The sequence below is a fragment of the Paenibacillus sp. NPDC056722 genome, from assembly GCF_042790635.1.
GTDB lineage: Bacteria > Bacillota > Bacilli > Paenibacillales > Paenibacillaceae > Paenibacillus_AQ > Paenibacillus_AQ agri.
The window spans coordinates 581,058-595,059 of sequence record NZ_JBHTYV010000003.1 but is presented as its reverse complement, the minus strand read 5'-3'; the positions used below and the strand labels follow the sequence as shown (position 1 = coordinate 595,059).

Here is a 14,002-nt window from a genome sequence, read left to right as displayed (position 1 = left end):
CGTCAGGGAGATCCGCTACTTCCTGTTTGGGGGATCATGACCTGTAATAGGGTCATCAGGACAAAAGGAAACTACAAAGTGCAAGAATGACTCATAGAAGTGTGTATCGCTCTCTTTTACAATTAAGTCATCCAAACAGCGAAAGGGAAGTCGATATGAAACTAAACGGAGTGTTCAAGGAACTGTACAAGAATCGCACCTTGCTGCTCATGTTCCTCCCCGTCGGGGTACTATTCTTGCTTTTTAACTATTTGCCGCTGGCGGGTCTTGTCATCGCTTTCAAAAATTTCGATTTCTCCAAAGGGATTTTTGGTAGTGAATGGATGAACCCGCTGCTCAGCAATTTTGATTATGTATTCTCTTCACCGGTAGCCTTTCGGGCTATCCGCAACACGATTCTGCTCAATGCGCTCTTCATTGCTATAGGGTTAGTGTTTGAAGTAGGATTTGCTCTATTGCTGAATGAGATGCGTAACAAGTATTTCAAACGGATTACCCAGTCGTTGACCTTTCTACCCTTCTTCATTTCCTGGATCGTCGTAGGCGTATTTGCTTACAACCTGCTGAACTTTGAGAACGGTGCAGTCAACCGCTTTCTGGAATACCTGCATCTGCAGCCGATAGACTTCTATAGCCGGGCCGAGCTGTGGCCAGCCATTCTGACCATTGCAGCACGCTGGAAAATAACCGGTTACGGCACGATAGTTTATCTGGCGGCCTTAACCTCTGTTGACAATTCTTATTATGAAGCCGCTTCAATTGACGGAGCTTCCAGATGGCAGCAGATTCGTTATATCAGTATTCCGATGCTGCGGCCAACGATCATCATCCTGACCCTTCTGGCGGTAGGAAGAATCATGAATGCGGACTTCGGCATGTTCTATGCCATGGTAGGGGATGCTTCACTGCTCTTCCCGACCACGGATGTTATTGACACCTTCGTCTACCGGAGCTTGCGTAAATCCGGTGACATCGGGATGGCTTCCGCTGCGGGCTTCCTTCAGTCCTTTGTCGCCTTCTTCCTGGTGCTTGGCAGCAACTATGCGGCACGCAAAATTGACAAAGACTCAGCGATATTCTAAAGGCTGTGTGTCCGAGGTGCTAGCTAATCTAATGGAGGCACTTCGGATACCAGGCACATCATACTTTTAGGAGGTCATCCCACACGATGTCAGCACGAAAATTTTCCCTCAGCCAGTTTCTTATTGCTCTGGTCATCGGCCTGTTCAGTCTGGCCTGCCTATTCCCGTTCCTGATGGTAGTCTCAGGCTCACTGAGTACAGAGAAGGACATCATGCAGTATGGTTATTCTCTTTGGCCGAAGACGATTACTTTTGACTCCTACCGGATCCTGCTGCTTGGCTCCAACCGTATATTCCAGGCTTACGGGGTCAGCACATTCGTTACAATCGTCGGTACCGTATTGTCCCTGTTCCTGACGAGTATGGGCGCTTATGTTATGGCCCGCCGTTCCTTTAAATACCGGAATATTCTTTCGATCTTCGTCATTATCACCATGCTCTTCAGCGGGGGACTCGTGCCTTGGTATATTATTATCGTCAGATACCTGCACTTGAAAGATACGATTTGGGCACTTATTCTGCCGTCTCTGGCTAATGCCTTCAACATGTTCCTCATCAGAAACTTTATGCTCTCCATACCTGAAGATTTGCACGAATCGGCCAAAATGGACGGTGCTGGTGAATTCCGCATCTATGCCCGGCTGATCATGCCGCTGGCCTTACCCGTTCTAGCCACCGTTGGTTTGTTCGTAGCCCTGGGCTATTGGAACGACTGGTTCCTCGGTCTGATGTTCGTAGATAAGCAGGAGCTTCAGCCATTACAGCTGTTGCTGCGCACACTGATCTCCAATGTCGAGTTCTTGAAGAGCTCCAGTAATGCGGCGGCGATGCAGCGGATCTCGACCCAGATTCCTTCCGAGTCGATCAAGATGGCGCTCACAGTCATCACGATTGGCCCGATCATTTTCCTCTATCCGTTCTTACAGCGTTACTTTGTAAAAGGCCTCATGGTTGGGGCTGTAAAAGGTTAACTATGCCGACCACGGTCGTATAGTATAAATTACATTTCAAAAAGGGGAGATTTGGATGCGCAAAAGCATCGGTAGATTTCAGCTAATCCTAACGGCACTTCTGCTGTTCAGTTTAGTCTTGTCCGCATGTGGCGGTAGTAACAACAATACCACTTCAAATGCAGGCGAAAAGACGAATGCTGGCGGAGGAAGTGACACAGCAGCAACGAAGACTGAGAATGAAGTTACCCTTAAATTCTATTTCGGCGGTGATAAGAAGGCTGCCACAGATGAAGTCTGGTCCAAAATCAGTGAGTATGTGAAAGCCAAAGGCCTGAATGTCAAATTTGACATCAACTTTATCCCGTTTGGTGACTTCAAGGAGAAAATGCTCGTTATGGCCGCATCCGGCGATAGCTGGGACATGAACTTTGACGGCGACTGGCTCTCCTACAAGCAAATGGCGGCTAAAGGTTCCTATATGGCCCTGAATGATCTGCTGCCGAAGTACGCACCTAACCTGGAGAAGAAATACGAAGAGCAGGGTACATTGGGCGCAGCAACAGTAAACGGCCAAATTGTCGGATTGCCATGGACGATGAAAATGAATGAACGTAAATTTGCCGGCTGGCGTTCAGATCTTGCCGAGAAGGCAGGCATTAACATTGCGCCGGATTCTATCCAAACGATTGAAGATGTAGACAATCTGCTCCGTGAGCTGAAAAAGGCTTACCCGAACGATAAGCTGTCCCGTACTACACCGTTGTCCCTCTATTACATCCGTGATGAATGGGTGGACTTGAACTTCCACGGTCTGGGCTTCTACCTGAATGATCCGAAGATTACCGTTCAACCAGTTGAACAACAACCGTTCTTCCTGGAGGCTTCGCAGCTGGCGAAGAAATGGTATGATGACAAGCTGATCAACAGAGATGCCATGATTGATAAAGAAGGCGCTGAAGACCAGTGGAGAAACGGCAAGCTGCTCTTTACCGTAACTTCTCATGAATGGGCTTACGCTGATCCAGGCTTCTCCGATTCTTCCTTTAAACAAGGAATGTCGCTCCTTTATCCTGATAAGAAATACGTTAACCGTACCGCTCTTGCTAACGTAGTAGCGATCAATGTGAACTCCAAGAATCCAGACCGTGTGCTGCGTTTCCTCGATATGGTAGAAACCGATCAAACGCTGTATGACTTGCTGCAATATGGTATCGAAGGCAAAACTTATGTCCTGAACGGAGATGCTGCGGATTATCCGGAAGGTATGCAGTCCTCTACAAGTAACTATATGGAGTGGGGCGGACAATGGGCGTTCTGGAAGCCGCAATTTATGCGCCCAACTACAACGTATGCTAAAGATTTCTGGGTGAAGGAAGCAGATTTCGCTAACCAGCCGAACAATGTGAACTCGCCAATCGACGGATTGTTCATTGCTGAAGACAGCATGAAGAATGAGCTGGCCAAGCGTGACCAAGCTACCGATGAGATTAGCAGACCGATCGAATATGGTATGGTGAAAGATGTTGAGAAATCTGTAGCCGATTATGTTGAGACTCAAAAGAAGAACGGACTCGATAAAATTATCTCTGAAACACAGAAACAAATTGATGCCTATCTTGCTGCCAAAAAATAAAGCTTGCGGCAAACAGGAAGCCGCCTTGGGGTGTGCTTCCTGTTTTTTAGTCATAGCGTCATTGTCTATCCGCGGGAAGGTATGACCAATAAACTATTGGAGGTGCGTTTGTGAGTACAAATCGATCATGGGTCAAGCTCCGGGTACAGGTATCACGGGTACTTGCGGCCCTGCTGCTGGTGTCCAGTATCCAGCTTCCTCTGGGCACGGTAAAGGCTGACGCCAACGCTGTGCATGTTAGCTTGGGAGAAACACCGGTTGAGGAGGGGCTATCCGCTAGGGCAGGTGATACTACCGATGGTCTGAAGACCGGAACGGTTACCGGAGTCACCTATTGGGAGACTGGCAAGGACCTCGGTACAAGCTACATCTATCTGGACGTGGACAACGATTATTTGTATGACAGCAATGATTACGATGTGGATGTCACTGTAGATTATTATGACGAGGGCAGCGGAAAGTTTGTTCTGCAATATGATGCCCAGACGGCAGCCTTCAAAGATGGAACTGTGTTTCAGTATGGCGACTCCAAGACCTGGAAAAGTCATACCTTCACACTGAAGGATGCCAAATTTGCAAACCGCACGAACGGAGCGGATATGCGGCTCAGTGTGGAAGGCGGGGGCATTGATGCTGCGGCTAACAAGGACCTTAAGGTTGCTGGTGTGACAGTTTCCAAGAAACTGAAAGCGGATTCAAATAAACAGGTCGCTATCAAGTTGGGGGCGCAAGTCGACTCTAACGGTATTACCGCGAGACCTGGAGATGGACCAGCTACAGGTCTTTTGACTGGAACAAGGGACGGCAAAACTTACTGGCAGACGAATCAAAATGTAAGCTCGTCGGATCCGGGACAGAACGTCCTCTACTTCTATTTTAATGTGGGCGACGATTACTTGTATCAGAATACCGATCAGGATGTATTTGTAACAGTGGAATACTACGATCGCGGCAATGGTAGCATGGTTCTGCAGTATGATGCAGATTCAGCGCATTTTAAAGATGCACCATTATTCACTTATAAAAATACAAATACTTGGAAGACACATACCTACAAATTAAGCGATGCTTATTTTGGTAACGGCACTAACGGCGGAGACTTCCGGCTTGGTGTTAGTGGCGCAGGTGCTCCGGCAGGTAATCCGGAACTGATCTTGGCTTCGGTAACGATCACGAAAGCTCCGCGCACTGCTGTGGATGCGCAGACCAAGGTATACACAACGAATTATGCAACACAGGATGTAGTTATAGCCGATGGCAGTGTCAAGGATTTTGGTGCTGTCGGGGATGGCGTTAAGGATGATACGCAGGCGTTCCAGGATGCCTTGACCGCAGCAGGCAACCGTGGGGGCGGGGTAGTCTTTGCGCCAGAAGGCCATTACAAGATTACCAGTAATCTCATTATTCCAACTGGCGTTACACTCCGCGGTGACTGGGTAAACCCGGACACTGTTAATAAGCAAGTAAAGGGTACGGTTCTCGAAGCTTACGGTGGTAGAGGAGATGCTGAAGCGCCAAGTTTCCTGCAGCTCGCACCTTCCAGTGGTGTTACGAATCTATCGGTTTGGTATCCGGAGCAATCGGCAGAGCAGCCGGTCCTCTATCCATGGACCTTTGAGCAGCTCTCAGGTGATAGCGCTACCATTCAGAATGTGACAATGGTCAACTCCTATAATGGTATCAAAATCGGTCCGATCTGGAATGAGCTTCATTATGTCAAAAATGTATTCGGTACCGTACTGAACACCGGGATTTTCCTGGATTTCACCACAGATATCGGACGCCTTGAGCATGTTCGTCTAGCTCCTGATTATTGGTCCGGTTCCGGTCTGGCCGGGTCTCCGCAGAAGGAGCAATTGACGAATTATCTTACAGGCCATGCCGAAGGGATTGTCATGGGCCGTTCGGACTGGGAATATATGTCGGACATCTATCTGTCAGGTTTCAAGACAGGGATGCGCGTGACTACCAGAACGGATAGCCTGGAAACGGCAAATGCCCAGCTCTACAAAATCAATATTGAGCATTCCCAGGTAGCGCTCAAGATTGAAGGCGTCAATGATTATGGTCTGCTGGTGACTGACAGCAGCTTTAAAGCCGATGTCGGACCCCATCCGATCGCCATTCAAGCTACGCCTGGGTTCCGCTCCATCGTCCAGTTCAATCAGGTGACGATCGGCGGTCAGCCACATCACGCAGTCGTTAATGAAGGGACAGGAATTCTTTCTTTTGAGAATAGCACCTTCGAGAACTGGGATGACCAGGCTGGCGGCTATGCCATTACGGCTGAGGGCGGCTCGCTTATTCTCGGCCAGTCCACCTTCGACAAGCCGTCGAACCACATTTTGCTACAGGGTACTGTGGCAGAAGTGAACGCTGTCAATTCTGGCTATCAGGGTGAGCTTCAGGTGAAGAATGAGAGCGAGGGCGCGCAGCTGAACATTCACCAGGATGACAAGTACAGCCTGGAGGCACTGCCAGAAGTAGCAGCTCTTGATCTGGCACAGCAGCCGAAGCCGGCAACAAACGGATTATACAATGTAACTGAACAACCTTACGGAGCTGATAAAAGCGGCCAAATCGACGCCGCTGCCATTGTGCAGCAGGCCCTTAATGATGCGAAGCTTGCCGGCGGCGGCACCGTGTATCTGCCAGCAGGGATCTACCGGTTGAACTCGCCTATTACTGTGCCAAGTGGTGTTGAGCTAAGAGGATCATGGGATGTGCCCCATCATACGATTGGTGGCGGAACGGTGTTCTTCACCAATTATGGGGAAAATGATCCCGATGGCACACCACTGATCACTCTGGAAGCTTTCTCGGGGGTCAGAGGCTTGTCTGTTTATTATGACAAGCAGAACTGGAACACAGTGAAGCCTTATTCCTGGACGATTCAGGGGAAAGGCCATGGCGTGTACGCCATCAATACGACTTTGATCAACTCTTATCAAGGGATTGATTTTGGCAGCTATGATACCAGTGGACATTATATTGATTATGTCGCCGGTTCTCCGCTTAAAGAAGGGATCTTCCTCGGCGGCGGGGCAGAAGGCGGAATGGTCCGCAATGTCCAGTTTAACCCGCACTATTATGGAAGAAACAATTATCCGAATCATCCTGAAAGCGACGAGGACTTCAATAAAGTCTGGAACTACCAGAAGGATCATCTGGATGCCTTCCGCGTAGGACATGTGAAGCAGGAGACCATCTTCAATACCTTTGTTTACGGTTCAATGTATGGCATTCATTTCGAGGAGCAGAACGGCTCTGGTCCGGAAGCCGTTGTCATCGGTCACGGAACGGACGGTAGTAAAAAAGGTGCCGTTATTGACAGTGCGGGTCCAGCAGGACTTTCCCTGATCAATACCGAGCTTGTATCGATGAGCAGCTCGGATAAAGTATATGTCGTAGTCGGCGAAGGCTTTGACTCCAAAGTTACGCTCTTCAACACTTCTATGTGGGGAGATACGACCCGTTCCTTCGATATTCACGCGGGAACCGTACGTATTCAGCAAGCTAACTTCACTACTGTTGGAGAACGGGGAATCAATGCTCTGGGCGGGGATACCGCATTATACAATTCCTACTTCCAGCAGCCGCGCACTACACATGTCTATGCTGGGCCGGATATTAGCAAGCTGGTGATTTCTAACAACCTTTTCAAAGGCGGCATGCAGCTAGTCAACGAAGCTGTGAGTAAAGTATTTGGCACCAATCTGGTTCCGGTTGCCCTGGGCATTAAACGTAGTCCGTTCAATGCTAGTGAACCAGACAAGGCGAACAGCGTGCTCACCGTAACTAATGTAACAGAAGAACAGCCGCTGAGCGGGCGTCTGGAGTTACTGCAGCCTGCCGGATATGCCGGGAAGCTCAAGCCTGTCCGATTTGAAGGTATTGCTCTGGGACAGTCCTTGGAGATTGCCTTGCCATTCCTGTCCAGTGACACACTGAAATACCGTGTCACACTGGATGATGGCTACACTTATACAACTTCTGTCAGACTGGCACAGTCCTTTGCTGAGCGTAATGGAGCGGAATCGGCGGTTACTCCGACGATTGAACTGTCCAGCATTGACCAATATTCCAGTGTAGGTGGTCAATGGAAAGGTCCAGACGATCTCAGCGCCCATGCATCTGTAAGCTGGGATACCCAGAATCTGTACACCACGATTGTTGTGAAGGACGATGTGCATGCACAGACCTGGAGTGGCGGGGATATCTGGCAGGGCGACAGCATCCAGCTTGGCATTGATCTGTCCAAGAAAGATGGATCGGCCAGCAAAAATGTAAATGAGCTGGGCTTTGCCCTGAATAATCAAGGTAGTGTTACTAAGTGGAGATGGAGAGCACCGGAAGGGGTGCAAACCGGGGCGTTTAATAATGCCCAGGCAGACATTACCCGTGACGAGTCCACCCATCTGACCACCTATAACCTGAAGATTCCGTTCAGTGAGCTGCACAAGCCGGGATATACCTTCTCGCCTTCCGATGTGATCGGCTTCACGCTCTTGATCAACGAGAACGACGGAGCAGGTCGTGCCGGATTCATGGAATACAATCAAGGTATTGGCTCCAGCAAGGATGCAACACTGTATGGGGACCTGATTCTGCTGGACAGCGATTATGCCGGTCTGCTGGAGCAATCGGCAACAGCACAGGTTACACAAGCAGAGACGCATAAGGATATCACCCATAAGGATACAGCAGCCAATTTTGTTAGTCTGCTGCCTGAAGGTCCGGTGAAGACTGCATTGATTGCCCGGTTGGCAGCGATCGGAGGCTCGGTCGATCCCGGACCTGGCACTGATCCGGGCACTGACCCAGGGAATCCAAATCCAGGGAATCCAAATCCGGGCACTGATCCGGGGGGACAAAAGCCGGAACCCGGCACGGAAACGCCGTCTACCAGCAATCCAAGTTCGGGATCCTCATCCTCTGTCCCTGCGGCTTCCGGAAGTAAGACATCCATCACTCTGCGGGGAGATGGAACTGTCGAAGTAAAGACCGTACCTGTAGTGGATAGCGCAGCGCAATCGGCGAAGGCTGTTGTGACATCATCGGAGCTTACAAGCGCTTTTGCTCAGGCTAAGCCTGATAAGAATGGGGTAAAACATGTATCTGTTCAGGTAGCAACAGCCAGCGGAGCCAAAGGCTATAGTATTGAGCTTCCTACTGCCTTCGTTGCAGCGGGTTCTCCAGATCAAGTGCTGGAGCTTGTACTGCCGACGGGAACACTTACTCTGCCGGGCAATCTGCTGGCATCCCTGAGTAAGGAGCTGGATACGACAGTAACCTTCTCCTTGCGAGAGGCTGACCGCACAAAATGGAGCAAGGACCTGCAATCTAAACTGGGTAGTCGCCCGGCAGTAGAACTGTCCATCTTGTCGGGGAACAAGACTCTTGCGTGGAGCGACAAGAATTCGAAGCTTACTCTGTCGTTACCTTACGTGCTCTCTGGCACCGAGCAAGCCCAAGCATCTGGCCTTGGGATTTGGAAAATTCTGCAGGATGAGCAGGGTGTTGCCGTAGCTGGTGCGAAATACGCAGATGGCACGGTTCAATTCAAGGTAACAGAAACAGGTCAATATGCGGTTGTTTTAACCGCGCCAATTTTTGCAGATTTGAGCAGTGTTCCTTGGGCGCAAGAAGCCATTGAACAACTCGCAGCTAAAGGAATCATTCAAGGCGTGTCTGCTTCAGCCTTCAATCCAGGGGCACAGATCAAACGGGCGGACTTCGTGAAGCTGCTCGTGGACACTCTTGGCTTGACCGCAACCACCACTGATAACTTCAGTGATGTGGAGCAAGACGCTTACTACGCCGAAGCAGTGAGTATTGCCAAGGCACTTGGCATTACAACGGGCTCCGGTGATGGTGCATTCCTGCCGAATGCGGCCATCAGCCGAGAAGAGGCAGCGGTCTTCATTGACCGTGCACTGAAGCTCCAGAAGATTGAGCTGGCGCAAGCCGGCACAAGCACACTGGGCGACTTCAAGGATTCCAGCAGTATCGCGGGCTATGCCCGAGACAGCATTGGAACACTGGTGGAAGCCGGTCTGCTGCAGGGTAGCGGTAACAGCCTGAATCCTAAAGGCAAGCTGACGCGTGCGGAGACTGCAGTGCTTTTGTACCGGATTTATAGCCTGTAATGCCCGACTTTCAAATGTTTGAATAGGAAGACAGTGTAGGTTACAGGTTAAAGGTTAAAGGTCTAAAAAAGGCGTCCTGAACAGTCCGTTTATCGGCTGTTCAGGGCGCTTTTTGTTCGAGGGGTTTAAGTAATATGCGGAAAAGAGGAGATCCCAAGAGCATAGCTCTAACGAATGGTCAAAAACGCAGAGCAGCGATTTCTCAATAACGGGAGAATCGCTGCTCTGTTAGCTTTTACAGTTTTGAAAATGAAGAGAGTTTGTCTCCGCTCGCAGAGAACCCAATAAAGGATTAGACAGGCCGATCGCCATTACTCTTATGGGCAGGATAGTTGAATGATTTCGCGAATAACTTAAGTCATGACGAATTTACGAAGTTCGCAAAAAGACTTTAGCCGAAAGAAGTTCTTAGTTTAGGAGGAGTCTATATGATATTAGAAAAAGTTATAAATAGAATTGTAATACAAAGTGAATATAAGGATTTTGTTGATAAGTATATAGATAATATACTTACCGAATTTAAAGGTAAGATTAATAGCATTTATATGTGTGGCTCGATTCCAAAAGGAACTGCTAAACCTTTTAAGTCAGATGCAGACTTTACTATTGTATGTGTAAATCCCAAAGATATTGATTACGAAAGATTGTCAAATATTAAAGACAGGCTTTTGGAAGAATATCCAGTAGTAACTAAGATTGATACGATAATTTGCTCGATTGACGATGTATTAAGTAAACCAAATGAGTGAGGTTTTTGGGTAAAGATAATTTGTGTTTGCATATATGGTCATGACGTTGGTGAAAAAGTACCACCGATAATTATTTCTCCAGAGTTCATTTTAGACTTAAATACAGAGACCAAGGAGGAAGTAGATCGTATACATAGTTTACTTTCTAATGCTAGTGATAACACAATGAAAACTAGATATATTAAAGGTTACTCTAAGAGATTAATTCGTGCATTATACTCTTTGGTTTTAGAAGATACAGGTGTATGGCAAGATGACATTTTTAAGATGAAGAATGCCATATTAAACTATTGTGAGATTGACTCTGCTTTAGTTGATTATCTGTATGTTTGTTACTTGGATAGTAATGTACTTGTTGAAGAGTTTCTGGGAATTGCAGATGAAGTATATAGCTATTTTGAGAACGCCTTAAATGCAATGGCTGCTTCCAGAACTTCCTTCGGCTAACACCATATTGACGCTCCGGGTCACTCTGAGAAGCGGGTGACCACATCCAGCCCCCTAAGCCCGTCGGGAGGTCACTGCGTTAGGTGTTCGGCAAGCCTCACAACTATAAGCAGCGACTCTAATTAAAACATAAGACTATTGAGCTAACGGGAAACGATAGCTCAATGTTACAGCGGCAGCCATGGACTTTATTCTCTCGTCCATGGCTGCCGCTGTTTCTATTACGGGGGGAAGTCACACGCTAGACAACTATAAATTCACCTGAAACTGCGATGTCGGCAGAACTGCGGCCGATCATCACCCGGAAGGTGCCGGGCTCGATGATCCACTCGAGATTTCGATTCAACAAGCTTAAGTCCTTCGGCGCCAGTGTAAAGGATAGCGTGTGCTGCTCTCCTGGCTGCAAGTGAATCCGCTGGAAACGCTTCAGTTCCTTTTCAGGCCGGGCGACAGAGCTGTGTACATCACAAATGTAGAGCTGAACGACCTCGTCTCCGGCCAGGCTTCCAGTGTTGGTCACATTCAGAGTCACATGAAGATCCTCGTCGGGATGAATGGACGCTGATTTGAAGTGCAGGCTGTCATACTGAAAAGTAGTGTAGCTAAGTCCGTGGCCAAAAGGATATAGCGGCTGGTTGTCACCGCCGACATAATGCTTTTGTCCGCCGCGTCTGCGATTGTAGTACACCGGAATCTGGCCGAGGGTCTTAGGAAAAGAGATTGGCAGACGTCCCGCAGGATTATAATCGCCGAACAGGACTTCAGCGATCGCATGACCGCCATTTTCGCCAGGGTACCAGGCTTCCAAAATGGCCGGAATATGCTCCGATTCCCAGCTAAGGGTTATCGGGCGGCCGTTCTGAAGCACGAGAACTACCGGTGTGCCGGTCTCATACACAGATTTCAGAAGCTGAAGCTGTGCTCCCGGCAGATCCAGGCTGAACCGGTCAATGCCTTCCCCGCAGGTTCGTTCGGAATCACCGAGTGCGAGGATGGCGATATCTGCTTGTGCAGCTGTAGCAGCAGCCTCCTGAATGAACTCTGCTGCATCATTCCAGCCCAGCAGCACCTCGACGCCATTTGTATCTTTACAATATTCCACGCGCAGCGCATATTCCTGTCCAGCCTTCAGTGCTACCGGCACGTTTTGGCGGGCGCTGTGTCCCTGACCCCAGCCATCTACAAGCAATTCTCCATCCAGCCACAGCCGCATACTGTCCTGACTGGAAAGTCCGATATAACCTGTGAGATCATGCTGAGGAATAAGGCTACCACTCCAGCGTACCGAGAAATCATGATTGCGGACGATTTCATCCGGCTTGGAAATAGCCCAATTGAAATGAATTGTCTTATCTGTCCGGGTCAGGACAGGGGATCCTTCCAGATCCGGATTATTGAAATATTCGCCGAGCAATCCATTGGCGCCGGAGCTGTGGGTGAAGTTTACAGGAGGAATAGGCTCCAATTCGTCATCCAGGATGCTGCTGCCTTTAGCATACAGAACCCTGGTTTTTGAACTAACAGCTTTTCGAATCCCTTCTAGTACAGTAACCGGCTCAAACCCTTCGATATACGGCGTGTAGTCGCCCAGTCTGGCTGTAGCGGCGCTAGGACCAATGACGGCAATAGTGCCCAAATTTTTGTTTAGCGGGAGCAGACCTTGATCATTTTTCAGCAGACAAATGCCTTCACGAGCTGTCTGTAGTGATGTCCGACCATGCGCTGCCTGACGAATCACTGTCTTGCTCAGATCCTCATCCGTATAAGGGTTCTCGAACAGTCCGAGCATGAACTTCACTTTGAGCACTCGCCCGGCTGCTGTATCCACGGTATCCATGGGGATATCTCCGCTGGTGACTAACTCCATAATAGATTCCTGGTAAACGTCATGTGGATAATCGTAGTATTGCATATCGGTCCCGGCTTCCAGCGCTTGGCGAATCGCTTCCTTCTCGGTATCGGCCGTGTAATGGGCATGCTGCAGGCGGGCAATCGCTCCCAGGTCGGATCTCACGAAGCCGGGCATATTCCATGCTCCGCGCAGGATCTCTGTAAGCAGGCTATAATCTGCCGAGCAGGGAACACCATCAATGGAATTATAGGAACACATAGCATTGATCGCACCGCCCTCCACAAAAGCAGCCTCAAAGACAGGCATATGATAGGTATGCATATCGTTAGCTCCAATGGAGGCCGGGGAATGGTTCAGCCCAGACTCAGGAATGCCATGTACGGCAAAATGCTTCGGCTCGGCAACAATATTCCGCCCAGAAGCCAGGTCATCTCCCTGAAGTCCCTTGATCATGGCAACTGCCATCCTGGAGGACAGATAAGTGTCTTCGCCATAGGTTTCCTCCACGCGTCCCCAGCGGGGTTCACGGGCGAGATCCAGCACCGGGCCGAAGGTCTCGTGAATACCGAGGCTACGCGTTTCGGCGGCAATCTCGGTTCCGAGCTGTTTTACTAGTTCGGGATTCCACGTAGATGCCATGGTGATGGCATGCGGATACACGGTACATCCAGGGCGCAGCAGCCCATGCAGTGCTTCCTCGCTGAATAGGATCGGGATACCGAGCCGGGTCTGCTCCACGGCATATTTTTGGATCGCGTTATTGACCTTGGTAGTGCCGTAAAGGTCGTGCAGACAGCCGATGCCATCTTCGCCAATCAACTCCTCAATCTTCTCCCAGAGTATTTCGGAATCATCGGCCATGACGGTATGCATCTGCGGATGTCTTGCGCTCATAAAAGAAGCCCCGAAGTATTGGTCCAACTGGCGGACCTTTTCCTTCAATGTCATACGATGCAGTAAATCTTCCACCCGATTTTCCACCGGAAGCTCCGGGTTTCGGTAAGGTGCATTTGAATGCTCTGTGGATATGCTCACTGTATATTACCTCCTTGTACAATCTGAAGTGTATTGCGACTGATTCTTGTTTCTTTGAATTATAAAAAAAAGACCCTGACTTTACCTGTCAGGGATTGATGA

At 49.2% G+C, this 14,002-nt stretch carries 5 protein-coding genes and 1 pseudogene; 5 read left to right on the top strand and 1 reads right to left on the bottom strand.

Annotated elements, in window-relative coordinates:
- Nucleotides 1-155: 155 nt before the first annotated feature.
- The 5 genes and pseudogenes from ACFRAM_RS11265 (at nt 156) to ACFRAM_RS11245 (ending at nt 11,013) form a co-directional block, all read left to right on the top strand.
- A complete protein-coding gene (locus ACFRAM_RS11265; RefSeq protein WP_066364530.1) occupies nt 156-1,082 on the top strand; it encodes an ABC transporter permease in 927 nt (308 codons plus the stop codon).
- Between the two features lie 86 nt (nt 1,083-1,168).
- Nucleotides 1,169-2,053, top strand: coding sequence for a carbohydrate ABC transporter permease (locus ACFRAM_RS11260; RefSeq protein ID WP_175370047.1), 885 nt, complete (start codon nt 1,169-1,171; stop codon nt 2,051-2,053).
- Between the two features lie 55 nt (nt 2,054-2,108).
- Nucleotides 2,109-3,668 (top strand): extracellular solute-binding protein, encoded by a 1,560-nt coding sequence (locus ACFRAM_RS11255; RefSeq protein WP_175370048.1) that lies wholly within the window; start codon nt 2,109-2,111, stop codon nt 3,666-3,668.
- Between the two features lie 110 nt (nt 3,669-3,778).
- On the top strand, nt 3,779-9,817 hold the full coding sequence (locus ACFRAM_RS11250; protein WP_379465910.1) for an S-layer homology domain-containing protein: 6,039 nt from the start codon (nt 3,779-3,781) through the stop codon (nt 9,815-9,817).
- Nucleotides 9,818-10,245: 428 nt separating this feature from the next.
- A pseudogene (locus tag ACFRAM_RS11245) lies at nt 10,246-11,013 on the top strand (nucleotidyltransferase domain-containing protein).
- A gap of 241 nt (nt 11,014-11,254) precedes the next feature.
- Here ACFRAM_RS11245 and ACFRAM_RS11240 read toward each other — a convergent pair.
- The gene (locus tag ACFRAM_RS11240; RefSeq protein WP_379465909.1) at nt 11,255-13,900 is read right to left on the bottom strand and encodes a glycoside hydrolase family 3 protein; all 2,646 of its coding nucleotides are present in this window, start codon (nt 13,898-13,900) and stop codon (nt 11,255-11,257) included.
- Between the last annotated feature and the right edge of the window lie 102 nt (nt 13,901-14,002).

Coding starts and splice junctions, on each gene's coding strand:
- ACFRAM_RS11265 (WP_066364530.1), top strand. CDS start 156: ATGAAACTAAACGGAGTGTTCAAGGAACTGTACAAGAATCGCACCTTG.
- ACFRAM_RS11255 (WP_175370048.1), top strand. CDS start 2,109: ATGCGCAAAAGCATCGGTAGATTTCAGCTAATCCTAACGGCACTTCTG.
- ACFRAM_RS11260 (WP_175370047.1), top strand. CDS start 1,169: ATGTCAGCACGAAAATTTTCCCTCAGCCAGTTTCTTATTGCTCTGGTC.